This window comes from Candidatus Accumulibacter similis, assembly GCA_013347225.1.
In the GTDB taxonomy this organism is placed as follows: domain Bacteria; phylum Pseudomonadota; class Gammaproteobacteria; order Burkholderiales; family Rhodocyclaceae; genus Accumulibacter; species Accumulibacter similis.
On record CP054595.1, the window covers coordinates 693,968 to 720,857 of the forward strand.

Below are 26,890 nucleotides of genomic sequence, written 5' to 3' on the forward strand. Positions count from 1 at the left end.
GGTGGCTGCCACGTCAGGTCAGGGAGGAGATAACGCCATGATATCGGTGGATAACAAGCCTGCGAACGCTGTACCGCGGAACGAGGACTTCACGATCGGGGCATATCGTCGTCTGCTTCGGCTTTGCCTTTCGTCCTACACGCCTGCCAGCTACGGCCGCATCCCATGGGGGGAGCGCTTCGTCCTCTGGCGACACGACTGCGACTATTCCTTGAACCGGGCACTCGCATTGGGCCGTGCCGAGGAGGAAGAAGGGCTGAAATCGACCTTCTTCGTGAATCCACACAGCGAGTTTTACAATCTCCTCGAACGTGGCCAGCTTGAGATCGTGAACGAACTGCTTCGCTTGGGTCACGAGGTCGCCCTGCATTTTGATGGGGCTTTCCACGCGACTCGTTCGCAGGAGGAATTGCATGACCAGATTTACCGTGAGGCCGGGCTGCTCGAGCAGTTTCTGGGCAAACGCCCCACTGCTTTCAGTTTCCACAACCCAAGTGCCTTTCATCTGAGCTGCGAAGACGACAGCTACGGTGGCCTGGTCAACTGCTACTCCAAGCACTTCAAGACCCAGGTGCCGTACTGTTCAGACTCCAATGGTTATTGGCGCTTTCGTCGCTTGTCCGACGTGCTGAGCGATGCCAGCGACCCGTGTCTGCAGGTACTGACCCACCCGGGCTGGTGGCAGTCACGCATCATGCCGCCGCGTCAACGCGTCTTCCGGTGCGCTGTCGGTCGGGCCAGAGCGACGATGCGACTCTACGATCAGGCGCTCGAGGACTGGAACCGCGAGAACTTTGCCGGTTCTGCGGCGTCCGTCAGGTTCCTGCGATCGATCGACGACAGGACTTATGTTGCGCTTGATTATCTGTGGAACACGAGGCGGTTCGCGACTCTCTTCCTGGAGCTCTCGCGCCTCCACGAAACACAGATCAGGCGAGTGTGCAAGGCGATTCTGATCCGCGAATGGCAGATACCTGCGGCGGAAGTGGACGGCTTTCTGGACCAGGTGGGCCTTCGGCTCGATGGCTTGAGTCTGTTCAAGGGTGTTTGCGGCGGAAGCTGGCTAATGACGGGCGAGGCGCATGACAAGAGCCACCGGGAATCGCTGGAGGTCCGTGACCGTGTGGCGCAAGGCCAGCCGGCGGCAGACGACGTGCTGGAGGCCGGCTGCGTCGATCTTTGTGCCCGAATCGAGTCCCTCGCTGCGTGGGGCAGGCGCGAGGCGATCGGCCTTGACGGGCTGGGGCATAGCGAGGCTGCCGACCGTCCAGCCGACGACAGGCGGGAACAGCACCTCGGGGAGGACCTCACGGCAGACGGTGTCCGGGAGGTCGAGGAAACGTCGCGAAACCGGTGGCAGGCCTTCAAGGAGCACGTGGAAGGCATGACTGGTGGCGAGAGAACAAGGGTAACCATGGCTGTGGGCTTGAGGTCCGCGGTGGATGCAGTGCAGGGCGACGGGCGGTCGCAGTCGTTCGTGCTGGCCGACCCGTCCCGTTGACGCTGGTGAGCAAGGGATGAGTGTGTCGCGAGCCCTGCCTTTCGGCGATGTTCCGGGCCTTTCCCGGTGGCTCGGCGACGTGGCGGTCTGCGCCGTGGCTGCGGTCGTTGCGGCAGCGATCAGACGACAGTATCTCGACGCCTTGCGTGAGCGTTGCGCGCCAATCAGTGTGCGCCCTCCTGTCCAGCCGCAGAGGGGTGCCGCCGGCCATGAACTTCTCAAGGCCGTTATCGCAGCGAATCTGCCGAAGATTCGCTCCAGCAGCTGGGTTGTCCACAGCCCGGACGAACGAGTGGCCAACTACTGCGGGCGCCCAACGCCCGTTAGCGGGTTTCGCAGTTGGGCACAGCCTGTGGTTTCGATCCATAACCATCTCCGCACCCTGCTGCCGCCAGCCTTTGATGGCCATTGGCAACACTTGATTGTGGCTCGCATCCTGATCCCGGCCGGACCCTCGGCACCGAAACCTGAATCCGTGCGAGGCCGGCACAATGCAGGCTGACAGCGTACGCCTGCGGCCGCTGCGGCGTGCCGATGCACCCGTGCTATACGAATGGATCACGCATCGCCAACTGGTGATCCTGAACGCGCCCTACCACCCGGTTTCAGAGGTCGACCATGAGGCGTGGGTCGAGTCGATGCTCACCAAGCGTAGCGACATGGTCATCTTCGTGATCGAGGAACTGGCAAGCAACAAGGCGATAGGCACTTGCCAGTTGCTGAACATCAACTGGCGGCACCGCAGCGCTGAACTGCAGATCCGCATCGGCGACGAGACGTTCCAGGGCAAGGGCTACGGCACCGAGGCCGTCAAGCTCCTGTGCCATTTCGGACTTGCTGACCTGAACCTCCACCGAATCTACCTGCATGTCTTCGAGACCAACTCGCGGGCCATCCGCGCCTACGAGAAGTCAGGCTTCCTCAGGGAGGGCTCGTTGAAGGAAGCCGCCTTCATCGACGGCAAGTGGCTGGATGTGGCGGTGATGGGATTGATCGAGCAGGATGAGTAAGACGGTTGCCATCCACCAGCCGAATTTCTTCCCGTGGCTGGGCTATTTCGACAAGATTGCGCGAAGCGACGTCTTCATCTTTCTCGATCACGTGCAGTTCCCGAAGACGGGAGGTGTATGGTGCAATCGGGTGAAGATGCGCTGTGGAGGCGAGGCACGCTGGGTTACCGGACCGATCAAACGAGCCTTCCACGGCGTGCTGGCGATCAACGAAGTGGCGTGGGCCGACGAACAGCCGTGGCGCCGAAAACTGTTGAAGACGCTGGCGGCAAACTACCCGCGAGCGCCATTCTTCAAGGAAACCATGGCTTGGCTTGAGCCGCTGATTCTTACGCCCGAGAGCAACTTGGCGCTTTACAACATGGCTGTGATCAAGGCCATGGCCGGGGAGATTGGCCTGCGGCATGAACACTGTGTGGCATCTTCGTCGCTAGGCTGCGAAGGGCAGGCGAGCGGACTGCTGGTCAACCTGATACGCAAGGTCGATGGAAGTTATTACATGTGCGGCGGCGGAGCATCCGGCTACCAGGATGATCAAGCCTTCGCGCAGGCTGGCGTGTCGTTGGTCTATCAAGGATTCCAGCATCCGAAGTATCCACAGGCGGGCGCTGCCGATTTCGTGCCCGGTCTTTCCGTCGTGGATGCGCTGATGAATGTCGGGAGAGCTGGAGTCAGGGCGCTGCTCGCGGTAAGATGATCAATTCGTCGCAGGGAAGAGTCCGTGCCTTCGTACTATCGTCTTGTCAAACGTGCCGCGCGTGCGGGCTTTGATGCCATTCCAAATGAATTGAAGGACGTGCTTAAGAGCAGGCTCAGCACATCCTTGAAGCCAGAGATCAAGGCGGAACTCAAGCCGGAGCTCATGTCGGAACTCAAGGCCGAGCTCAAGGCCGAGCTCAAGGCCGAGCTCAAGGCCGAGCTCAAGGCCGAGCTCGCGCCGGAGCTCAAGGCCGAGTTGCTGGAATTCGTCAGGCGGCTCCATGATCTGCCGAGGCGGGTCGATGCGTTTTGTTCGGGGGTCGAAGCCGAAAGGTTGGCCGAGTTCCCAAGCATTGCCCGACATGAGCGGGAACTCCGCCGCATGGTCCGCTCAAGTGCTGGCCTCGCGGCGGATCCTTCCGACCCGCCGTCTGCGGACGACCTGTTGGCGGAGATTGCTTTTCTACACGCCTCTTCGCACGCCCTCAGGCCGGCGTTCGATGCCTTGAAATCTCGGAGAGTGCTCTTCTGCGGCCAGGCCTACTACAACGTTTGGTACCTGTCGCGCGCCCTGCGTCCGCTTGGGTGGAAGGCCGATGTCTATAACTGGGACACCAATCCAACAACCCGGATCTACTACCATGGTGAAGATTTCCGCCTCGGCGGTGATGTCGACATGAGTCTCGAGGGCGAGTTGGGTTTCTATCTCTCCTCGCTCTACGGTTACGACGTTTTTCATTTCTCCAACGCACATGGCATCGCCTTCGGCTGGGGTATCCAGTCGGCTGTGGCGCAGTGCTTGGGAATTCACGGCGAAATCCATCTCCTCAAGGATCTCGGAAAGAAGGTGGTTTACTCGCACAACGGCTGCCTGGACGGGGTTTCCCAAACAGCCTTCTCGCGATGGGGGCCGGAGTCGGTTTGCTCCATCTGTCGCTGGCAGGATGAACCCACTGTTTGCAGTGACGCTCGCAATCTCGCCTGGGGGCAGTTCAGAAACTCGGTCGCCGATTATCAATGCACGTTGGGTGGAAACCGTGTTGATTTCAATGACGATCCACGAGTCCATGAAGCTCCCGGGTTCTATTGCCTCGACCCGGAACTCTGGCATCCTGAAATCGAGATTCCCGAGCAGTATCGCCTGCCGCGCCTTCCTGAAGGTGCGGTTCGCCTGTATCACACGGTCGGACACCGTGACGAGCGAACCCGCAGCGACGGGGTCAACATCAAGTCGTCGCACGTCTATCTTCCCCTGATCGCGCGCCTGCGTGCCGAGGGGATGCTTCTCGAATTGGTTGAGCCGACCGGAATTCCAAACAAGGAAGTCCGCTTCCTGCAGGCGCAGGCCGATATCTTTCTGGACATGCTGAGCTACGGCTGGTTTGGCGCCAACATCCGCGAGGCGATGATGCTGGCAAAGCCGGTAATCTGTTTCATCCGTCCCGAATGGCTTGAGAGCGTCCGTGAGGAACTCCCCGCTTATGCCGATGAACTCCCCGTCATCAGCGCGACACCGCAGACGGTGGAGACTGTCCTGCGCGACCTGATTGCCCATCCCGAGAAGCGCTTGGAGATAGGCCGGCGCGGTAGGGAGTTTGCCCTGAAGTGGCACTCCGCCGCGGCTGGTGGACGGCGGTTCGATGAGATCTACAGCGCGCTGCTTAGAGGCGATCCCCTGTTGCGACAGCGGAACTGAGTGCGACATGAAGCAACCTCTCCACAGCTTCGCTTTGCGCTGCGTCAACCTCGGCAAGAGGTTTGCCGTGCAACGTGAGCAACGCGTCTGGCGCATACTCCTCGGCATGGATGGTCGCGAAAAGGGTCCGGTGATCGAGGCTTTGCGGGACATTTCGCTGACTGTTCCACGTGGGGAAATCGTCGGTATCCTTGGCCGGAACGGAGCAGGAAAGAGCACGCTGCTGCGTCTGCTCGGCCAGGTGTACACGCCGACGACGGGCCACATCGAGATCAACGGGCAGATTGGTGGCCTTTTCGAATTGGGAGGCATGGGCAATCCCAATCTCACCGGTCGCGAGTATGCCACCCGTTACTTGCGATTCATGGGTGTCGCCGGCGACTCTCTCCCGCCGGTTCTGGAAGAAATAGCCGATTTTTCCGAACTGGGCGACGCCTTCGATCAACGCATTCGAACCTATTCTTCGGGGATGGCGGCGCGTCTGTACTTCGCTGTAGCGACCGCGTACCAGCACGAAATCTACCTGATCGACGAGTTGCTCTCGGTGGGAGACGAACACTTTCAGACAAAGTGCTGGCGCAGGATGCGGGAGCGTTTGCTGCGGGGCGCATCGGGCGTGCTGGTCACCCACGACTGGACTGCCGTTGTCAAGCTCTGCGAGCAGGCATGCGTCATCGAAGAGGGTCGCTTCTCCTTCGTCGGCTCGAGTGATTCTGCGGTCGTCAACTACCTCAAGTTGCCGATCCCGAAGGCCGGGACGGCACGATTCCCGGAATCGACTCCGGCAGAGTTCGTCCTGCAATCCGGGAAAGACTCGTGCATCCGGCTCCCGGTTGAGATTTTGGCAGATACTGCGGTCGATTGTGCCATTTCAATCGAGATGTTGCGCGTCGGCATTGGCTGGGAAATCGTGATTCTTTCCGAATACCACCCGATAGGTGACACGGCTGGAAGCTATAGCGCCAATTTCCGGATTGCGGCACTGCCTCTCGCGCCAGGCAAGTATTCCCTGAACATCTTCTTGACCCGGCGACCTCTGGATGGAGAGCGGCAGCGGGTGGGTCTGGACTGCAGATCGTGGACCTATGGCAATGGGTTGACATTGCGTGTTGAGGGCAACCCTTTTCCGGCGGCAGTCAGGCTGCCGTTTGCTTCGCGGTCGATCCCGGCGGAGGTTGCGTGAGCCTTTACGTGGAACTGTATCAGGTATCCAAGGTTTTCCCTGTCGGTGGCTCGGCGACTGGCGAGCTGGTCGCCGCGATGGCAGTCGATGGTGACCAGGAACCCGGTGGCGGCGGGAAGGTCGCCGTGGACAGGGTCACCCTTTCCATCACCGAGGGCGAGCGAATCGGTATAGTTGGACGCAATGGGGCCGGCAAGTCGACTCTCCTGCACATGATCGCAGGCATTTCGGAGCCAACAACCGGCAGCATTCGCATCGGCGGGAAGGTCACGTCGATCATGACCCTCGGAGTTGGCTTGCGCGACGACTTGAGTGGGCGGGAGAACATATACGTCGACGGGGAAATCCAGGGAAAGTCGCGTACTGACGTGGACCGGGTAATCGATCAAGTCATCGAGTTTGCCGACCTCGGCCAGTTCATCGACTATCCGGTGCGCACCTATTCGACCGGGATGAAGGCCCGGCTCGCATTCGCCATGATTGCACACGTCGACCCAGAAATATTGATCATTGACGAGGCGCTCTCGGTGGGTGACGCGTCATTCTCGGTCAAGGCAACGGCCCGCATCCTCGAAATTTGCGCCCGGGGAAAGATCGTCATTCTCGTCTCCCATGGCATGCAGTCGGTGAGGGAAATCTGCAATCGCTGCCTTTACATGAAGGATGGGCAGATTGTCATGGACGGTCGGCCGCAGGACGTGACGACGGCGTATATCGAGGAGGTTCGTGGTGAGGACGAGGCAGCGCTCCTGCAAAGATTCCGCGCCCACGTCGGCAACCGCTCGCGGCGGGCGGGAAGCCAGATTCGGCGAATCTGCTTGCTCTCGGGAAGCGACGATATTGGTTCGCAGCGGGTCGAGGCGCACGCTCGACTGCGGATTCGGGTTTTCGGCAGCCACTGCAGCGCCTCTGGGACCGCTGTCTGCCGTGTACGAATCGTACGGCTTGACGAATTGCTGGTCTTTCAACAGGATTTCCGGTTGGCGGATTATTCGTTTCACGATGGCGAGGTCGGCATCGAGATCGACTTCGATCCCCTTGCCCTGGGCGCTGCGATCTATCGCCTGGATGCAATGTTCCTCGAATGTGCAGCTGACGACTCCGAACCGTGCAGCGAACACTCGACGGTCTTCGAAGTCTTCACGCTGACTCCGCCTGCGGGCGGAAGGCCGATGCTCTACTACCCTGTCACCGCCGCAGCGCAAACCTGACCCCAGGAGAAGTTCCCCTTGTTCGGATTCAATCGATACGATCTCCGGCTGCTCATCAACCTCTTCAAGATGAATGTGCGCGACCGCTACCTCGGATCTTCGCTGGGCAGCTTTTGGGCCATATCCAATCCACTCTTCATGCTCGCCCTCTACACATACATCTTCGGGTTCGTCTTCAAGGTGAAGCTCCCAGGCGCCGAGACGACTCTTGCTTACGTCATCTGGCTCATCAGCGGTTACGGCCCTTGGATTGCGACCACCGAGGCGATCATGGGGGCTGCCAATTCCGTGGTTGGCGCATCCGGCCTCGTCAAGAACATGGCGTTCAAGACAGAACTCCTGCCGATTGCCGGCGCGCTGGTGGGGGCCATCAATCTGGCAGTCAGCTTTGTGTTCTTGCTCCTGCTGTTGGCTTGGGCTGGAACGCCGGTTACTGCGCACGTCATTCTTCTCCCCGTCGTGATGTTGCTGCAGTTTTTTTGGATAATTGCTGTCGGCATCTGGCTGTCGGCCATTGCTGTATTCGTGCGCGACGTCCTGCAGATTCTGCCCACCTTGCTCACTGCGATCATGTTCATGACGCCGATCTTCTACCCCTTCGAGAGCATGCCGACGATCATTCAGAAAATCTCGCTGGCGAATCCTTTCTATCAGATTTCCGAGGCATACCGGTCCATTTTGATTGGCAACGCATTTCCAAGCTGGCCTGGCCTCCTGTTCGTGGCCACCATCTCCTGGGTGATATTGCATTTCGGGCTCGCGGCATTTCGGCGTGCGAAGGGTTCCTTTGATTCGGCGATATAGAGATGAAAACGCCATATTGTGACGCCGCGACTTCGACAGTTCAGTTCGATGCCGTACTGTTCCTGACATGGTCGGATTGGGAAACCGAGCCTAGAAGCAACCGCTATCATTACGCGTCGCGGTTTGCGCGGCATGTTCCCGTACTGTTTGTCCAGAATCAACGCGAAGTCGGGGAAAAGATCAGGGTTGCTGCCTCGGAGCTTGATCACGTTGATCTGGTCAGTGTCAGCGCGCCAGTCCAGGCGAATCAGATAGAGGAGATTCTGTCTCTCCTCAGACATAGAGGAATCAAGAGCCCGTTGCTGTGGATTTACGATTCCATAAACTACGAGAACTTGATTTCCGCCCTGCCGAAGTCTCTTCGTGTCTATCATGCGACAGAAGACTACTTCACGTCGTCTTCGGCAATGCGCACCACTGCAGTTGTCCCGGACTCCATCCGACGGTTGGCTGGCAAGCTTGATCTTGTTGTTGCGGTGACCGAGCCCATCTTGGATGAAATCCGCAAGAGCTGCGGCTATACCGGTCCGGCCGTAGTGGCTCCGAACGGTTGCGACTTTGAGTTCTTTGCCCGGCTGGGCAACTCGGGGAGCGTCCCTGACCTGGAGCGGGGGCGCGTGGTGATCTACCAGGGGGCGCTGAATGCACGCCTGGACTACGATCTCCTTCATGAAATTGCCTTGCTCTTGCCCGACTACCAGTTTCGTTTCGTCGGAAGGTGCGTTGAATCTTCGGGAACGCGCAGGCTCCGCGAGCTTGAGAATGTAGGAATTATTGGCCCGATGTCACCAGAGGATTTTGGCAGGGAGATGTACCGGGCTTCCGTTGGCATCATCCCCTTTATTCAGGATGCGTGGATCCGAAATTCGCTTCCTCTCAAGACCTTCGAGTACGTAGCGTGTGGCTTGCCGGTCGTTTCTGTTCCCATTGAAGCTCTTGCCCCGCATGCGGCCGACGAACGTATCATCAAGTTTGCCTGCACCGCAGAGGAGTTTGCCGACGCCATACGGAGCGCTAGTGTGAGCCGGCATGACCCGGCCGTGGTCCGTAACCGCAGCGAACTGGCACGGGCGAATTCCTACGATAGACGTTTCGAGCGTGTCCTAGAGGAGCTGAACTCGGTCTCTCGGCAGGCTCGCGACTCGGTTGTGCCATTGAATGTGGCGCTGCTGTTTGACCCCGCATCGTGTCACGTTGGGACAATTGAAGAGCATCTCCGGGCATTTCAGCGTTTTTCCTCGCATGATGTGACATTCCTTCCGGCGACGAACCTTTGGGGCGTAAGTTCCGCAATCGAAACCGTTGGCGCCATCGACTTCTCCATATTCGACGTCGTCATCGTTCATTATTCGATTCGCGTCTCCAGGCCGCATCACCTGGTCGAGAATCTTGCCGCAGCACTGGAGTCTTTCCGCGGCCTCAAGGTGCTCTTCATTCAGGACGAGTATGAGTCGATTGAGTGCGCGAGGTCGTGGATGGATCGGTTGAACTTCGACCTGGTCTATACCTGTGTTCCCTTGGACCAGCGGGAAGATGTGTATCCCGCCTACAGATTTCCCGGAACGGACTTTCGTCCGACCCTCACCGGCTATGTTCCGGAAGCAAGGGGCATGGATCGCTTCGTGACGCCTCTCGGTGCCAGGCGCACAGCGATCGCTTATCGTGGCCGGAAGCTGCCGGAGATTTATGGTCAGCTGGGGCACGAGAAGTATCTGATTGGTACTGAGATCAAGCGCCTTGCGGATGCTATCGGGCTGCCGGTCGATATCTCGTGCGAGGCTGAGGCGCGTATCTACGGCGAGGAATGGTACCGGTTTCTTGGTTCGGCAAGGGCAACACTTGGGACGGAAAGTGGTTCCAACGTGTTCGACGTTGACGGCTCGCTTGGTGCGCAGATCGACCGTCTCAAGGCCGGCGATCCGACAATGCCGTTCGGTGAGATCTGGAAAGCGGTTTTGGCGGAGCATGACGGCAAGATTCGCATGAACCAGATTTCGCCGAAGATCTTCGAGGCGATCCGCTTGCGCACGGCACTCATACTTTTCGAGGGCGACTACTCGGGGGTGGTGAAGCCCGACCTGCACTACATTCCTCTCCGGAAGGACTTCGCCAACTTTGACGAGGTCGTCAGCAAGCTGCGGGACGACGGTCTCGTCCGGGAAATGACAGACCGGGCCTACGCTGATGTGATTCTTTCCGGGAAATACTCCTATCAGCATTTTATCGAAGGGGTCGATGACGATCTGCGGGCGCGTTGTCTGCGCAGGATGCCAAGAAGGCTCATGTACGGGGCTGTTCATGCGATCAACGATGACGGCGAACTGCACCCATGTCTGCCGGCAGTCCCCTTGGGTCTGGCATGCGCTGCTGACGTGCTGGGGGGAGAGGCGTCCTTTCAGGGGATTCAGGAGAAAGTGGCATTGGCGGTAGCAACGGGGACTCTCGACGCGGAAGACGATCGGGAGAGAGCCTCGCAGGGACGGCGGAGCAAGGACTACGTTGTCAGACTGGGGAAGAGACTGGTGTTGCGATACGGAGTTCCGCCGCTCCAGAAACTACACTCCGCACTGGCACAACAGCCCATTGCTAACCACGTGGCACGACTCGTGTATTCGAGGATGCCGTCGAGCATCAGGTCGAAGATCAAGAAGGCCGTCAAGGGTGGCTAGCATGCGGAGCGAGATGGCGAGGCACGGTTGCGAGTTTCAGCGGTTCATCAGCCGCAGGCCCGAAAGGGTACTGTTGGTAGGCTACTTCGACCCACGGGGGATCTCAACGGTGCCGGAGACGCTTGCCGCCATCCAGGGGCTTTCCTCGCTGACGGTAACCTGCCTGAACCTGTTCCACCACCGTTTTGATACCGGCAACCTCAGGTTGAATCCTCAGGTTGATCTCGATGCCTACGATGCTGTCGTTGTGCACAACTCGGCTTCCTATAATCCCGCCAATGTTGCTTCGCTGGATTCCTTGCTCGCCAGGAAGTTCGCTGATTTCGGTGGAGCTCGAGTGCTCTTCAAGCAGGATGAAAACTATCGCTTCCGACATACCGCCGAAGTGATTGGTCGAATGAATTTCGACGTTGTGCTGACTTGCCTGCCTGATGGCGAACTGTCCAAGATCTATCCACGCAGCGTGGTGGGCAATGGGGTGCGGTTCGTCCGCATGCTGACGGGCTATGTGACGCCATCCTTGCGGACACGATTCCCGGCCTTCGCCGGGACGGCCGTGCGGCCGATCGATATTGGCTATCGTGGCTCCATTCAGCCCTTGGACTTTGGGCGACTGTGTTATGAGAAAAGGCAGATTGGAGAGGAGGTAAAGAGAAGGCTGGCTGGCAGGGGCCTCGCCATGGATATTTCGAGCCGTTGGGAGGACCGATTCGGTGGCGAGGCGTGGTTCGACTTTCTCACCCGCTGCAGCTGCATTCTTGGGGTCGAGTCGGGTGCCAGCATCTTCGATCTGGACGGCGATCTGGACCGAAGAGTTCAAGGGATTGTCCAGCGTCTCGGGCCAATCCGGGACGACTCCGCCTACTGCGAGGCTTTCTTGGATTCACTCCGTGATCTCGAAGGCAATGTGGCTTACAACCAAGTCTCGCCACGCCATTTCGAAGCGGCGGCCTGCGGCGCGCTGCAAATCATGTACCCGGGTGAGTACTCTGGAATCTTCCTCGCCGGTCGTCATTATATTGCTTTGGCGCGGGATTTTGCGGACTTGGATGACGTGCTGGAACGGGCCCGGGACCCTGTGGTTCGAAGAACGATCGTTGAGTGCGCTCTTGACGAGATCGTGATGAACCGGGACTACTGGATCGAATCCTTTGTGGCCCGGCTTGATGAGTGGATCCTGCTGTCTCTGGAAGAGAAGGGCCGGAAACGAAGGGAACGCGTTCTGGTGAAACACGATGCCCATCATGGTCTGCTGCTCGCGCCGCACCGTGCTCACCTGGACCCTCGCTTGCGATGGATTCTTGAAGGCGCAACGGGCGAAATGACGATCTCGCTCATGGGCCTGGAACTAGGTGGCGCGCCGGAGGTGTCCCCTCTCGCCGGTTTGGAAGGATTCCTCGGTGACCAGCCGCTTGTCGCGGCTGACGCCTCTTGGCTGACCTTGATCTCATCGATGGTGGGATCAGATCCCGCGGGGAATGCGGCACTGAGAGAACTGTTGGAACTCGAGCGTTCGCTTGCGTTGCCCACTGTTGCACTTTGCGAGCGTTATGGGGCGTCGACTTCCAGTGGGCGCTTGGACGACTTTCGCTGGTATCTGAAGTACCTTCTGGACGTGACGAGAAGTCTCGTGATGCCGGTGCTGTCATTGCGCGGGCTGCAATTCGTCGTGGCGGCCGACTTGCCCGCGCTACCAGCGGCCCTGATCCTCAAGGCAGTCCTGGGTACGAAGGTACTCTATGATGCTCACGAGTACTGGGCGGAGAACGATGGTCGAGCCGAGCCCTTCGAGATCGCATTCTGGCAGGGAGTCGAGCGGCGACTCGCGCCGCATGCCGACCTGCGCCAGGTTGTTTCTCCAGGCTTGGCAGAACTCTTGGGCGACGAGACCGGCTGTCACTTTGACGCGGTTCCGAATTGCACCCCAAAACGCGCGTTCCCGCTGCGCTCGGATTCGCCGCAGGCTTCCCCAGCGCAGCCCCGTACATCAAAGGTGAGGTTCCTCTTTCAGGGGCTATTGACCCCCGGGCGTGGACTCGAAGATCTCCTGCATGTGTGGAAGACGGTGCCGGATAATGCGCAGCTTTGCCTGCGTGGACCGGATGGAGACTTCAAGAACTCGCTGGTCAGGAAGGCTTCTGACCTCGGTCTCTCGAGAGATGCTGTTGTGTTCTTGCCGCCGGTCGGCGAGGACGAACTGGTGAGCGAAGCGAGGGGGTTCGATGTGGGACTGATTCCTTATCCTCCTTCCAACACCAACAATGCCAATTGCTGTCCCAACAAGATGTCTCAGTACATGGCGGCGGGGCTGGCGTTACTGGCCAACGATACGAATTACGTTCGCCAGATCGTGATGGCTGCCGAATGCGGTGTTGTCGTGGATTTTGGCAGAGCAGATCGTTTGCTTGCAGCGATACAGTTCCTTGCGTCCCATGATGCCGAGCGTACGGCCATGGCTGAGTCTGCTGAAAGGTACTTCCTCGCCGTCTTCAATTGGGAGTCCGTGAGCCACGTCATGTATCGCAGGTTGTTGGAACTCGTCGCGAACAAGCCGACGATGGGTCTGTCGAGCTGGGCGGTGGGTCCGTTTTCGGTTTATCGTGACCAAGGCGCCACAGCTGATGCCGCTGGGCGGCGTGCGGAGACCAGCGAGTTGTCGCCGTCTCCGGAGACTTCAACTGATCGGCGCGCGAACGGCGACTTCCAACATCTCATCCATCGGATTTCCCGAGCCGCCTGGCGGCGCCTGCCCGAGAGTCTTCGCAAGAGGCTTCGGCCGCTGAGGTCCAGGGCCGCAGGCGGCAGGAAGAGCTGACATGTGTGGCTTTGTGGGTGTCATTTCTCCGGCGGTGCCGATCCGCGATGACCTCCTGTCTGCGATGCGGGACCGACTGGCTCACCGTGGCCCCGACAACGGATCGAACTGGATTCGGAACGGGGGGCGAGTTGGCCTCGCGCACCGGCGCCTGTCGATCATCGATGTTTCGCACACGGCAGACCAACCGATGGCGACCGCCGACGGCGCGCTGCGAATTGCTTTCAACGGGGAAATCTACAATTACATTGAGTTGAGAAGTCAGCTCACAGGACTTGGCCATGTCTTTCAGACACGCAGCGACACCGAGGTCCTGCTTGCCGCCTTCAGAGAGTGGGGCGAAGGGGCTCTGCTGCGGCTGAATGGCATGTTCGCCTTTGCTGTGTGGGATGAACGGTCTCGCCGCATGTTCGTGGCGCGCGACCGGTTTGGCGAGAAGCCCCTGTTTGTCGCCCAGGGGCGACTCAATACGGTGCTCTTGGCTTCCGAGATGAAGGCGATCCTGGTCCATCCGCTGATCCGCTGCGCCGTCAGCGAGGGCGCTCTGGATCGCTTCGGATCGGGAACGTGGTATGAGGATGATGAGCTGACGTTTTTCGAAGGCATCGAACGCTTTCCGCCTGCCAGCGCTGCATGGTTCCGTGAGGATGGAACCGAAGAGCGGCGCTGGCGCTATTGGACGCCTGATTACACGTCCGTGAACGAGGGCCTGACGCCGCGCGAGGCCGTGGAGCGATTTTCCGAGCTGCTGCAGCGAAGCGTCAGCCTGAGGCTGCGGGCCGATGTTCCGATCGGGTCGAGCCTGTCAGGTGGTCTGGATTCCTCTGTGATTGTCGGTTATTTGACGCGCGAACGCGGCGCAGCAAATTTTGCGCAGAACACCTTTTCCGCAGTCTTCCCTGATGATCCCACAATGTCCGAAGGCAAGGAGGTGGACGCCGTCGTCGCGCACACTGGCGTAAATTCGTATCAGGTCGCTCCCGATCCTTTGCGTCTTGCACAGGAGTCGGCGCTGCTTCACTGGCACCAGGAGGAGCCGTTCCTGTCTGCGTCCATCTATCTGCAATGGTGTGTGGCGCGCCTCGCGCGCCAGCACGATACGACGGTTCTTCTCGACGGGCAGGGTGCTGACGAACTGCTCGCCGGTTATCAGTTCTATTTCAGGCAACGGCAGCTTGATTTGCTTGACCAAGGGCGTCTTGCCCTGGCGATGCGGGAGTCGTCGAAGTTCAACCGCCGTCTGCGCATCGCGAGCGAGCAGTATGTGGGCTCGCAGCGACGATTCAATGCATCGGTCGCCTACTCTGCCGAGGAGCTTCGCCAGATGGGGCGGCCCTCGTCATCTGTCTTTCACCAGCCTTACTCGCTGGGCACGGCTCCGGCGAAACCCGGTTGCCGATTGCGCCGGACGATTTCGGAAGCGCTGTTATACAACAGCCTGCCAATGCTTCTCCGGTATGCTGACAGGAACTCGATGGCCTTTTCTCGTGAGGGCAGGTTGCCGTTCCTCGACTACGACATGGTGGACTTCTGCATTTCCCTCCCCGACGATTTTTACGTGAGGAACGGCTGGCAGAAATGGGTATTGCGAGTGGCTGCCGGAAACACCATTCCTCGATCGATTCGCTGGCGTGCCGACAAGGTCGGGTACGCGGCGCCACTGGACCACTGGCTACGCAGCAAGTTGCATGACTGGGCGCACGAGAGAGTCATGGATGGCGCACTGGAGATTGTACCAGGCTACAACAGACAAAGGGTAACGACGCTTTGGGAAGAACATCAGGCCGGGCATTGCAACCATTCGTGGGAGCTCTGGCGCTGGATCAGTCTTTCCGAATGGCTCGGCATATACCGGGCCGGTTGGTGGCGAGCTGGCGCGGCTTCCCGACCCAGTACCGAGCAATGAAAATGGCGAGAGGGTAATCACTGTGTGTGGAATTTTCGGATTTTTGGCAACCCAACCGCGCGCGCTGTCCCGATCGCTCGACGACCTTGATGCCGGTTTGGCGAGAATTCGTCATCGCGGGCCAGACGGCATGGGAAAGTGGGTATCGGCAAATGGTCAAGTCGGCCTTGGGCACGTACGGCTCTCCATCATCGACCTGGAAACTGGTGCACAGCCGATGCACAGCGATGACGGCCGTTACAGCATAATTTATAATGGTGAAATCTACAATTACATTGAGTTGCGGGCAGAACTCGGGGAGGCGTCCTTCCGTACCCATTCCGATACCGAGGTGGTCTTGCGAGCTTTCCAGAAATGGGGGCCGGATTGCGTATCGCGCCTGCGTGGCATGTTTGCCATAGCCATCTGGGACACCGCGACGCAACAGTTGTTCGTCAGCCGAGACCGGTTCGGCATCAAGCCTTTTTATTGGACCGCAACTGACGACGGGTTCTATTTCGCGTCCGAGATCAAGGCGCTGCTGCCGTTCCTGAGGGATCGCGCGGTCAACAGCGCCGCACTGACGGATTATTTCACGTTCCAGTTTTGCCTTGGCGAGAAGACTCTCGTCGAATCGGTATGGCAGTTGCCCGCCGCCCATTTTGCCGTCGTCTTGGCCGGGCATAATCCAAAGCCCCGGCGCTACTGGGAGGTGCATTATGACGTCGATTACGATCATACGGAACGTTGGTTTACCCAGCGTTTGCGCGAGCTGCTCGAGGATTCGGTGCGCGTGCACCTGCGCGCTGACGTGGAAGTCGGCAGTTATGTCAGTGGTGGGGTTGATTCCAGCCTGCTCGCTGCGCTGGCTCGCGAGGTGAGGCCCGAGGGGCCGTTCAAGGCCTTCAACGGCCGCTTCATGAATGGGGAGGAGTTCGACGAGTCGCGCTATGCAAAGGCTTTGGCCGATGAGCGACGCATGGAGCTGCACGTAACCGATATTGGCGAGCAGGATTTTGTCGACCACATTGCCAAGGTGATCTGGCACCTGGACCAGCCAACAGCAGGGCCCGGATCCTTCCCGCAATACATGGTTTCCAAACGAGTCGGTGAGCACATCAAGGTAGTCCTCGGTGGGCAAGGTGGAGACGAGATCTTCGGAGGCTATGCACGCTACCTCGTTGCTTACTTCGAACAGTGCATCAAGGGGGCGATCGAAGGGACTCTCCACAACGGCAACTACGTGGTGACCTACGAATCGATCATCCCGAATCTGCAGACACTGCGCCAGTACAAGCCGATGCTGCGCGAATTCTGGGCGAGCGGCGTGTTTGGCGAGCGCGATGAGCGTTACTGGCGCCTGATCAACCGGGCGAACACCTACGGGGAAATCATTGCACCGGAGGTCCTGGAGCAGCGGGCGGCCTTCGAGGAGTTCAAGAGCATTTTCTGGGGCAGCAACGTCGGCAAGGAATCGTATTTCGATTCCATGACCCACTTCGATTTCAAGACCTTGCTGCCGGCACTGCTGCAGGTCGAGGATCGGATGAGCATGGCGCATGGGGTCGAGGCACGTGTGCCGTTTCTTGATCACCCGCTGGTCGAATTTGCGGCCACCATCCCTGCGGACATCAAGTTCCGCAACGGCGAGCTGAAGCGTTTGCTCAAGGCCGTCTTCTCCGATCATCTGCCGGTCGCGATCCGTGAGCGCAAGGACAAGATGGGCTTCCCGGTTCCGCTCAATCTCTGGCTCAGGAGACCTGGCCCGACACGCGAGCTGATTGGCGATCTGTTCGGATCGGCAGCTGCGCGTTCACGTCCCTATCTGAACAGTCCGGTTTCGATCGATGCGGTTCTGGATTCACAAAGCACCTATGGCCGGAATCTGTGGGCCCTGTTGAGCCTGGAGTTGTGGCACCAGCAGTTCATAGATTGAAGATCGATGAGCCGCCTGAACATCTTGGTGCTGCATCGGCTGGGAAACCCGCGCTTGGCGCCCAGCTTTCTGTGCCATCATGTATTCGCGTTGCGCGACGCGTTCCCTGAGCACAACTACCTTTACCACGATACGGAACTGCCGCTACCGTCTTGCGTCCGGGATGTCGCCTTCGATGCCATCGTCCTCGATGTTACCTTCCTGTGCATTCGCTGGCTGCCTGTGGCGATGTTCCAGAACATCCTGGAGATCTACGGCTTCGTCCGCCACAGTGGCGCGCTGAAGCTCGCCTTTCCGCAGGACGAGTACGACTGCAACGAACTGCTCGACGACTGGATGTGCGACTGGCGGGTGGACCACGTGTTTTCGGTGATCCCCTCGCATTGGGATGTCCTCTATCCGCGCTACCATCGCCAAGGCTCGATACGTCTGGCTTACACCGGGTACGTCGACCAGACCCTCCTCGCCAGGAAGCCGAGGCCCTTCGCGGCCAGGCGGATCGACATCGGCTACAGGGCGCGCCGACTGCCACCGTACTTTGGCAGGATCGGCGAGACGAAGTGGGCGATTGGCGAACTGGTGAAGGTACCCGCGCGGCGTGCGGGCCTGACGATTGACATCGTTCTCGGGGATCAAGGAACACTGCTTGGCCCGCAGTGGCTGGACTTCCTGAGCGACTGCCGCTTCACCCTGGGTGCCAACAGCGGCAGCAGCCTTCTCGATCCGCGCGGGGAGATTCAGAGAAGGGTCCGGGCCTATCTCAAGGCCCATCCGACCGCGTCTTTCGAGGAGGTCGAGGCGAACTGCTTCCCCGGTCTCGACGGGCGCCACTCATTCACCGCGATTTCGCCTCGCGTGCTCGAAGCGGGCTTGCTCGGCAGTTGCCAGGTGCTGGTAGAGGGCGACTATAGCGGTATTGTCAGGCCATGGGAGCACTACATTCCCATCCGCGCCGATGCCAGCGATTTTCCGCAGGTTCTGGAGGCGATGCGCGACCGCCAACTCGTGGAGCGACTGATCAGGAACTGCCGGGACACGATCCTGGACAGCAAGGAGTTGCATTATGGGTACAAGGCCGCGACAGTGATCGGCCTCATCGAGTCGCATCGGGCCAACGGCGAGTCGACCACGGATGGCGAAGCCGTGCAACGGACCATTCGACGTTACGACGAAGCCATGCAGGAGCAGTACGCCAGGCATTGGCGCCGGCAGTCGTTCAGGCGCAACCTGAGCCGTTTCGTCGATCGTTCGCCGACGGTGTCGCGCTTGGCCAGAAGTGTCTGGTCAAGGCTGCGAGGGTGAAGTGATGGACGCTGCGGCAGCACGCCAGGACCACGATTCGAGATCGATACTGATGCTGACGGCAGATCGGCAGATCGACAGGAGAATCCTCCTGCAGGCCGACAGCCTCGAGAAGGCGGGCTGGCAGGTGACGATTCTGGCGATGAAGGACGAAGACGCTGACAGGCGAGGCGACTCGAGAGTGGTCCGCGTTGGTGGCGGCACCGAGGTCGGCGGGCTGGAAGAGCGGGTGGCGGATGGGTATCGGCAGCTTGCCAGACGGCTGCCGATGAATGGCCCCGTCATGCGGCTGCTGAAGGCACTCGCGTGGCGGTTCCTTGTCGATCAGGAGACGTTTCACGCCAGGCTGTACAGCGGTGTGGCCTCGCGCTTCGCGCCGCAGGTCGTCGTTGCTCACGATCTGCCGATGTTGCCGGTCTCCTGCCAAGTCGCGCGTGCCCGTGGCGCACGCCTCGTCTATGACAGCCACGAACTCTACAGCGAACAGGAGTTTCCCGTCCGCGAGAAGAAGCGCTGGGCTGAGATCGAGGAGCGGTACATTGGACACTGCGACGCGGTGATGACCATCAACGAGTCGATCGCCGGTGAACTCGCTCGTCGCCATGCGCTTCGCCAGGTGCATGTCGTCAGCAATGCCGAGCGCGCGTCCGATCCACCGCCGCGGTCCCGCCGTTTTCATGAGCTGTTCGGACTGCCCGCGACGCGGAAGCTGCTGCTCTTCCAGGGCGGACTCTCGGCAAACAGAAACCTGCAGGCGCTGGTTGAAGCCATGCGCCATGTGACGAACCCGGACGTGGTTCTGGTGATCCTTGGTGACGGCGCCTTGCAGCAGAATCTGATGCGCGAGGCCCGCTCGCAGCCGGGCGCGCAACGAGTCTTCTTTCATCCGGCAGTTCCTCAGCACGAGTTGCTGACGCATACCGCCGCGGCCGACGCTGGCGTGATCCCGTACCAGGCGACCTGTCTCAACAACTACTTCTGCACGCCAAACAAGCTGTTCGAGTTCATCGCCGCCGGCGTCCCCATACTCGGCAGCGACCTGCCGGAGATCAGCAAAATGGTCACCGGGCGAGGGATCGGACTCGTTGGCGACATGGGCAGTGCCCGGGCGATAGCCGGTCTGATCGACCAACTGTTCGCCGACGACGACCGCGTCGCCGTCTGGCGGGAGAATCTGCAGCACACGCGCAAGGCTGTCTGCTGGGAGGCAGAGGAAGGCAAGCTCCTGGCCATCTACGAGGCTCTGGAATGAGGATCGCGATCGTCTACCAGTACTACCAAGGGACGGGCGCACCGGGCCATTCGCTGATTTACGAGCTGGCGCAGTTCCTTGCCGGGCGGGGTCACGAGGTGACCGTCGTCAGTGGCGAAACCGGGTACATGCAGCGCGACACACCGAACTTGCCGTGGTACCGTCGCCTCCGGCGGGAAGAACGGGATGGCCAGGTGAGGGTGCTGCGTACCTTCACCTATTCCGAGCTGCATCGCAGCTACCTCGGGCGCCTCCTGAGCTTCGCGTCGTTCTCGCTTTCCGGTGCCGTCGGGTTGCTCACGATCGACAAAGTGGATCTGGTGCTTGCTTCCTCACCGCCGATCTTTCCGATTTTTGCGGCTGCCCTGGTCTGCCGGATTCGTCGAACGCCGCTGGTGATCGAGGTGCGCGACCTGTGGCCCGAATCCGCGGTGCAAATGGGAATCCTGAAAAACCGGACCCTGATCCGCATCATGGCATGGATGGAACGGCGACTCTACGACCAGTCGGCACGCATCGTCACACTGACCGAAGGCATTCGCGACGACATCTGCGGCCGCGGCTGGCCGGCGAACAAGGTCGACGTAGTCACCTGCGGCGTCGATTTCGACCGGCTCTACCCGGATCCGCAAGGAGCTGCGCTGGTGCGCAGTGCTCGCGGCTGGGAAGGCAAGCGGGTCGTCATGTACTTCGGAGCCCTCGGTGAAGCGAACAACATCCCGGTGATCCTGAGGGCGGCGCGCTCCTTGCGCGAGCGTGGCGACGTCCTGTTCGTGCTGGTTGGCGACGGCCTCAGACGGCAGGCGATCGAACAGGAGGTCGCCGCGGACGACCTCGCCAACGTCGTTGTGCTTCCGCCTGTAGCCAAGCATCAGGCCCGTGTCTATCTCAGCGCCGCAGACGTCTGCTTGGTCACGCTGAAGGACATACCGCTGTTCGACGGCGCGATCCCGACCAAGCTCATCGACTACATGGCGTGTGCCCGGCCGGTACTTTGCGGCATCCGGGGCGAGGCACGGCGGATTCTCGATACGGCGCAGGCGGGGCTGGGGTTTGAACCCGATGACGACAGACAGTTGGGCCGGTTGATCAGCGAGTTGCTCGATGACGAACGGTGCCGTGAGCGCCTGGGTGCCAACGGCCTTGCCTTCGTGCGATCCCACTTCGCGGCGGAACGGATGCGCCAAAGGATGGAGAGTATCCTGCGCATGGTTGCCGAGACCGGCAGCGGCTCCAACCCGGCTGCCGATGGGCTCCGTTGAGCAGTCCGGGACCGGGTTGCGCAGGGGGCAACGGCGCACCGGCATCATCACGGCGGCAGGAGGGTGGTCACCGATCGCCGGGGGCTGGGCGTGGGCGTCGAAGGGAAGCGCATGAAGTACCGACGGCTTGGAACGACCGATCTCGAGGTCTCCGAGGTTGCCCTTGGCTGCTCCGGCTTTTGGGGCGACAGGAAGTTCCCCGAGGAGCAAGCGGCTGCAGTGGTCATGGAAGCGATCGAGCGCGGGATCAACTTCTTCGATACGGGGCACAACTACTCGCGCTTCAATGCCGAGCCCCGCCTCGGCCGCCTGCTGGACAGCGTCCTCTCGCACGACAGAGGGCGCTTCGTTCTCTCGTCGAAAGCGGGAACCGTCGTACCCGCCGGCTCCCTCTTCCGGCGCCCCGGCATGAACGTCAAGGACTTTTCGCCCGACTACATCGAATGGTCCTGTGCCAGGTCGATTGCCAACCTCCGCTGCGGCCATCTGGACATCCTGCAGTTGCACGGAATCACGCCGGGCGAAATCGGCGAACCGCTGCTCGAACGTCTCCACGACATGAAGCGGAAGGGGATGTATCGCTACCTCGGCATCAACACGCACAGCGAGCCCGACATGTCCTTCGTCGCCTGCCACCCCGAGGTCTTCGACATGGCTCTGATCGACTACAGTGTTGTCCAGCTCGACCGCGAACCGGTAATCGACCGGCTGGCGGAAGCAGGCACGGGCGTCGTTGCCGGAACGGTGCTTGGACAGGGGCACCTCGTCAAGGGCAAGATCGGCACCGTCCGGAGTCCAGCCGACCTGTGGTATCTGGCGCGAGCATGGCTGAGGCCGAGTGGCCGTCAATTGCGGCGAATCTCCGTCGAGATGCGCGAGACCCTGGCGGCGATCGCCGAAATGTCTCCGGCGCAGGCCGCAGTCGCCTACGTCCTCGGCAATCCAGGGATAGCGAGCTGCGTGTTCGGCACGACGCGCGTTGCCAATCTGCATGAAGTCGCTGACGCCGTGGATAAGACCCTGCAAAGCGACAGCGTGCGGGCCATACGGCGCAGTTACGAGCTTCTTTGGCGCCACGGCACCTGACGCGCAAACCTCGTCGGTGTTCGTTGCTGCTGCGGTGCTGACCCGGCAGCCAAAAGGGCTTACAGGAGAAGCCCCAATAAGCCCCTGCAATCTTGGTGGGCCAGAACATGCGTCATCGGAAACGCTCTGCCGTCTGCAGCCTTGACGCAATCGTAAGCGTCCGACACAGCCACCCCTCCGGGGCGACGCGCTCAGCCTGTCGTCTTCAGTGGCAGCAGTTCGTCGATGCGGCTGTTCGGCCAGTTTGGGAGCTCTTCGAGGGTCTCGGTGAGCCAGGCCATCGGTTCGATCCCGTTCAGGCGAGCCGTCTCGAGCAGCGACTGGATCGCGGCAGCGCGTTGGCCGGCAGTCTCGGAACCCGCGAACAGCCAGTTCTTCTTCCCGAGTGCGATCGGACGAATCGCATTCTCCACGGGGTTATTGTCGATCGGGTAGAACCCGTTGCCCGCATAACGAGCCAGCGCCGGCCAGCGCCGCAGACTGTAGTCGATGGCCTTTGCCAGAGCACCTCCGTCGGCGACCGACCGACGGCTACTCAGCAGCCACAAATGCAGGGCCTCGAGGAGCGGCTGACTCGTTTCTCGTCGCCGTCGAGCCCGTTCCTCAACCGTCGCTTCCTTGTTCGCCGCCTCGATGGCATACAGTTCGCCGATTCGGCGCAGTGCTTCGGCGGCGATCGGATGCTGATTGGCCTGGTGGAGGTCGAAGAACTTCCGCCGGGCATGCGCCATGCAGGCGAGTTCGATCACCTCGCCGCGAAACAGGGCCTGGTAGCCCGCGAATTCATCGACCATCAGCGCGCCTTGCCAGTCGCGCAGGAACTCCGCCACATACTTCCCGCCCCGGCCGGGCTGGTAGTCGAAGACGGTGATCGGCGGGTCGCTTGCCAAGGCATTGCTGCGATACGCCCAGAGATAGGCCCGCTTGGTCTTGCCATTGCCCGGATCGAGTTGCTGCACCGGGGTTTCATCGGCATGCAACACCGCGCCCTGGCGGAGCAGTTCGGCGAGGCGCAGCCAGAGCGGTTCCAGGGCGACACCGGTACGGCCGACCCAGTCGGCCAGCGTCGAACGCGAGAGGGTCACCCCCGAGCGAGCGGCCTGCCGTTCGAGGCGATACAGTGGCAGGTGATCGGCGTACTTGCTGACCATCACCCAGGCCAGCAGGGCCGGTGCCGCCAAACCGCCATCGATGACCGAAGCGACGGCCGGTGCGGCGATGAGGGTCTCGCAGGGCCGGCAGGCATACTTGGGGTAGATGTGGCGCTCGACGAAGAACTCGGCGGGGACGATGCTGAGCTTCTCGGTCACGTCCTCGCCGATCCGCACCAGCGCCTGACCACATTGTCCGCAGGTGCAGGTTTCGGGCTCGTGCAGGTGCTCGACGCGCGGCAGTTGCTCGGGCAAGGGCTGACGGCCGGCGCGTTCGCGTTTGGCTTTCTCGGGGAGCGGCAGATGCGGCCCCATCGCGGCCGCCTGGCGCTGTTCGGCGAGGCGCGCTTCGCAGGCGGCGACGTCGGCAGCCAGGGTTTCGTCGAAGAGGTCGCGTTCGCTGGCGGTCAGGGATTCGCTCTTGACGCCGAATTTCATCCGCCGCAGATGGGCCAGTTCGAGGGTCAGCTTCTCGATCCTGGCGTCACGCCAATGAATCTCCGTGGCGCGGGTATCGAGCTGCTCAAGCAGGCCACTGACCCGCTTCTCGACCCAGGAGAGCAGTTCCGAAGAGGGCGAGAAAGGGGCAAGTTCGCTGGCCAAATCCATGCTGGATGACACATGAAGATGTGCGCCAGGGATCTCGAAACCACTGATTTGGCGTAAGTTCTTGAGGGACTTCAGTGCTCTGGACTTGCCAGTGGGCGGGCGCCGGGGCGTCGCGGCGCTGCCAGTCGACGCCGGCGACGAGCCAGCGCCATTGCGCTGCCGAAAGGGCAAAAACGGGGTCACTGGCGCTGGGCCAAATGAAGGCGCCGCGGTGCAGCCGGCGTTGCGACAGCCAGACGCCGGTGCCGTCCCAGACCAGGAGCTTGAGCCGGTTCCGGCGCCGGTTGGTGAAGGCATAGGCAGTACCGTCACAGGGCGTGCGCCCGAGGCTGGCCTGGATGCGGGCCGACAGGCCATCGCTACCCGAGCGCATATCGACCGCTTCGACTGCCAGCCAGATGCGCTCCGGCGTGGGCCCGGGCGGAACGGTCATCGGCGCTCTCCGCACAGCGCACGCAGCCAGTCGGCTGCCGGCAGCGCCGCGAATTCGGGTCGCCAGCCGCCAGGCATGCACAGCGACAGGCTTGGCCCCGAGTGGGGTGCAACGGGCGCTATCGTCGCGGGAACGAGAGTCACCGGCGCGGCGGCAACGACCGTTCCGCTTTCCTTCGCCAAACGCCGGTGCCAGTAACTCAGCGATCCAGCTTTCAGCCCGTTCCGCGCACAATAGGCCTTCTGGCTCTCGCCACTCGCGCGCCAACCTGCTGCATGCCCTCGCCAGTACGCTGCCACTTCGCCAGCCTTGCCCATCGCACTCTCCCGTGAAAACCTCGAGAGGGTGCGGCAACTGGCACGGGATTGGTAGGTGGGCCCGATGGACGCTTACGGCAGTACGTCAAGCTCGTCGAGTCCTACCGGGACACCTCCGGGGTACCTCGCCAACGGGTCATCGCCACCCTCGGGCGCATCGAGGCGGTCCGATCGGGCGGGGCCGACTCGCTGCTCAACGGGCTCCTGCGGGCGGCGGGGAAGCCCTCGCTGGAAGAAGGAACCGGCGAGGCGCCTTCGCGCCGGCGCTTTGCGTCGGCGATACCTGGCTGCTGACCGCCCTGTGGAAGGAGTTGGGCTTCGCCGACGCCTGTCGCCGATTGCTGCGCAACCGGCACCAGTTCGACGCCGAGCGCCTGTTGCGGGTGATGGTCTTCAACCGGCTGTGTGATCCGGAATCCAGGCTGGGGATCCTGCGCTGGCTGGAGGGCACCCGGGTTCCCGAGGTGAGCGCCGAGTCGGTGATCCACCAGCACCTGCTGCGCACGATGGATACTCTGGCGGACTGCGCCGACCGGGTAGACGACACCTTGACGGGTCTGCTGCGGCCGCTGATCGATCAGGAGTTGGCAATCGTCTTCTACGACCTGACGACGATCCGTACCGAAGGCGGCACCGACGAGTCCGAAGACCTGCGGCACTTCGGCCATGCCAAGGAGGGCGGTACGGTGCGCCAGGTGATGTTGCAATCCTCACAAGTTAGCATATCCGCATATTTCGCGCGAAGCCTTGTGTCGGCCGTAGTCCTGCGGCAAAATAGCTCTGTAACCAATTGTTTATAAAGGAGAATCGCATGACGGCCTGAATATGCCAATATACTTGGCAGACTCTCCAAGTATCTGTTTTCACAAGAGTTACTGCAAGTGGCTCGCCTCGACGCCAAACACTTCACCCGCTGCCGAACCCTCACCCTGCCAACGGTCCTCAGTTTTCTGCTCTCCAGCGTTCACGCCGCCGTCCAGTCGGAACTCGATCAGTTCTTCGCCAACCTGCGCAATCGCGCCGACTCGGTTCGCGAGGTCACCGCTCAAGCCTTCTACCAGGCACGTTACAAGATCAACGCGCTGGTGTTCGGCGAGGTCAATCAGCACCTCATGGAACTGGTGGAGGAACACTTGCCGCTCCCGCGCTGGAGAGGTTTACGGGTGGTCGCGGCGGATGGCAGCGCGGTTCGCCTGACGATGATGAAGGACAACGTCCGGTCGATCGTCACGGGCGTGGCTTTCGGCCTCTACCTGCCGGGCATCGAGCTGTTTCTGAACTTCCGCCTGCATGAGCCTTTGTCCGATGAGCGTCAGATGTTCTTCGAGGCGATCGATTGTCTGCGCTCCGACGATGTGCTCGTGATGGACCGCGGCTTTCCCTGTCGTTGGCTGGTGTCGGCGCTGACGGCACGTCACATCCCCTTCTGCATCCGCTGCGATTTGTCGCGAGGATTCAAGGTGGTACGCGAGTTCCTGCAGTCCGGTCGAAGCGAGCAGGTCGTCGTCTTGCGCGCGCCCAATGCCCGTGATGCCAAGGACTATGAATGCCCGGCCACGCCGACCACGGTTCGCTTGGTGCGGGTAGCGACACCGAACGGACGGGTGCATGTGGTGATGACATCGCTCCTCGATCCCGTGACCTTTCCGGCCGCCGCGTTTGCCGAGCTGTACCACGGCCGTTGGCGAATCGAAGAGGCGTTCAAACGGATCAAGCACCGGCTGCAACTGGAGCATACTTCCGGCTTGTCTTGGCATGCGGCGCGCCAGGATTTCGGCGCCAAGGCGGTCTTCGACAACCTCAATGCACTGGCCGCCTATGTCGCCACCGATGCCCTCCTCGATCCCGGTTCGTCCTACAAGATCAACCGCACCTTGGAACTCGACAAGATCAAACGACAGATCGGCCGTTGGCTCCTGGCTGCAACCGCCACCACTCGCCGCCTCAAGCCCATCCTCCAGGAGATCGCGTTGAACCTCCAGAAGTTCGTCCCCAATCGCTCCCAACCTCGAAAACCGCAGCCGAAACCGCACCTCTCCCACGCTTACAAGTAACAATGACAATAGGCT

General features: G+C 60.8%; 19 protein-coding genes. 17 read left to right on the top strand and 2 right to left on the bottom strand.

The window, feature by feature from the left end:
* Positions 1-37: 37 nt before the first annotated feature.
* From HT579_03060 to HT579_03130, 15 genes are all read left to right on the top strand, one after another.
* Positions 38-1,501 carry a hypothetical protein gene (locus tag HT579_03060; protein ID QKS28021.1) on the top strand — a complete coding sequence of 488 codons (1,464 nt, stop codon included), beginning with the start codon at positions 38-40 and terminating at the stop codon, positions 1,499-1,501.
* Between the two features lie 491 nt (positions 1,502-1,992).
* Positions 1,993-2,511 (top strand): GNAT family N-acetyltransferase, encoded by a 519-nt coding sequence (locus HT579_03065; protein QKS28022.1) that lies wholly within the window; start codon positions 1,993-1,995, stop codon positions 2,509-2,511.
* Positions 2,504-3,208 (top strand): WbqC family protein, encoded by a 705-nt coding sequence (locus HT579_03070; protein QKS28023.1) that lies wholly within the window; start codon positions 2,504-2,506, stop codon positions 3,206-3,208. The genes HT579_03065 and HT579_03070 overlap by 8 nt, the downstream gene beginning before the upstream one ends.
* A 24-nt stretch (positions 3,209-3,232) precedes the next feature.
* Positions 3,233-4,906, top strand: a complete 1,674-nt coding sequence (locus tag HT579_03075) for a hypothetical protein (protein ID QKS28024.1) — start codon at positions 3,233-3,235, stop codon at positions 4,904-4,906.
* Positions 4,907-4,913: 7 nt separating this feature from the next.
* Complete coding sequence (locus HT579_03080) at positions 4,914-6,089, top strand: ABC transporter ATP-binding protein (GenBank protein ID QKS28025.1); 1,176 nt, start codon at positions 4,914-4,916, stop codon at positions 6,087-6,089.
* Between the two features lie 8 nt (positions 6,090-6,097).
* Positions 6,098-7,300 (top strand): ABC transporter ATP-binding protein, encoded by a 1,203-nt coding sequence (locus HT579_03085; protein ID QKS28026.1) that lies wholly within the window; start codon positions 6,098-6,100, stop codon positions 7,298-7,300.
* 69 nt (positions 7,301-7,369) lie between these two features.
* A complete protein-coding gene (locus tag HT579_03090) occupies positions 7,370-8,104 on the top strand; it encodes an ABC transporter permease (protein ID QKS31465.1) in 735 nt (244 codons plus the stop codon).
* Between the two features lie 2 nt (positions 8,105-8,106).
* Complete coding sequence (locus HT579_03095; protein ID QKS28027.1) at positions 8,107-10,773, top strand: glycosyltransferase; 2,667 nt, start codon at positions 8,107-8,109, stop codon at positions 10,771-10,773.
* A 109-nt stretch (positions 10,774-10,882) separates the two neighbouring features.
* Positions 10,883-13,588, top strand: coding sequence for a glycosyltransferase (locus HT579_03100; GenBank protein ID QKS28028.1), 2,706 nt, complete (start codon positions 10,883-10,885; stop codon positions 13,586-13,588).
* A gap of 1 nt (position 13,589) precedes the next feature.
* Positions 13,590-15,494: an asparagine synthase (glutamine-hydrolyzing) gene (asnB, locus tag HT579_03105; GenBank protein QKS28029.1), complete on the top strand. Its 1,905-nt coding sequence runs from the start codon at positions 13,590-13,592 to the stop codon at positions 15,492-15,494.
* A gap of 22 nt (positions 15,495-15,516) precedes the next feature.
* Complete coding sequence (asnB, locus tag HT579_03110) at positions 15,517-17,409, top strand: asparagine synthase (glutamine-hydrolyzing) (GenBank protein ID QKS28030.1); 1,893 nt, start codon at positions 15,517-15,519, stop codon at positions 17,407-17,409.
* Positions 17,410-17,415: 6 nt separating this feature from the next.
* Positions 17,416-18,711, top strand: coding sequence for a hypothetical protein (locus HT579_03115; protein ID QKS28031.1), 1,296 nt, complete (start codon positions 17,416-17,418; stop codon positions 18,709-18,711).
* A 52-nt stretch (positions 18,712-18,763) separates the two neighbouring features.
* Positions 18,764-19,963 carry a glycosyltransferase family 4 protein gene (locus HT579_03120; protein QKS28032.1) on the top strand — a complete coding sequence of 400 codons (1,200 nt, stop codon included), beginning with the start codon at positions 18,764-18,766 and terminating at the stop codon, positions 19,961-19,963.
* Entirely contained in the window at positions 19,960-21,225 is a 1,266-nt protein-coding gene (locus tag HT579_03125) for a glycosyltransferase family 4 protein (protein ID QKS28033.1), read from the top strand. The genes HT579_03120 and HT579_03125 overlap by 4 nt, the downstream gene beginning before the upstream one ends.
* Before the next feature lie 111 nt (positions 21,226-21,336).
* Positions 21,337-22,311, top strand: a complete 975-nt coding sequence (locus HT579_03130; GenBank protein QKS28034.1) for an aldo/keto reductase — start codon at positions 21,337-21,339, stop codon at positions 22,309-22,311.
* Between the two features lie 191 nt (positions 22,312-22,502).
* On the opposite strand, the gene HT579_03135 is transcribed toward HT579_03130, so the two are convergent.
* Together HT579_03135 and tnpB are read right to left on the bottom strand one after the other, a co-directional pair.
* Entirely contained in the window at positions 22,503-24,071 is a 1,569-nt protein-coding gene (locus tag HT579_03135) for an IS66 family transposase (protein QKS28035.1), read from the bottom strand.
* A complete protein-coding gene (tnpB, locus tag HT579_03140; GenBank protein QKS28036.1) occupies positions 23,986-24,504 on the bottom strand; it encodes an IS66 family insertion sequence element accessory protein TnpB in 519 nt (172 codons plus the stop codon). The genes HT579_03135 and tnpB overlap by 86 nt, the downstream gene beginning before the upstream one ends.
* A gap of 628 nt (positions 24,505-25,132) precedes the next feature.
* On the opposite strand from tnpB, the gene HT579_03145 reads away from it, so the two are divergent.
* On the top strand, positions 25,133-25,621 hold the full coding sequence (locus tag HT579_03145; GenBank protein ID QKS28037.1) for a hypothetical protein: 489 nt from the start codon (positions 25,133-25,135) through the stop codon (positions 25,619-25,621).
* 57 nt (positions 25,622-25,678) lie between these two features.
* Entirely contained in the window at positions 25,679-26,875 is a 1,197-nt protein-coding gene (locus HT579_03150) for an IS4 family transposase (GenBank protein QKS31466.1), read from the top strand.
* Positions 26,876-26,890 lie beyond the last annotated feature (15 nt).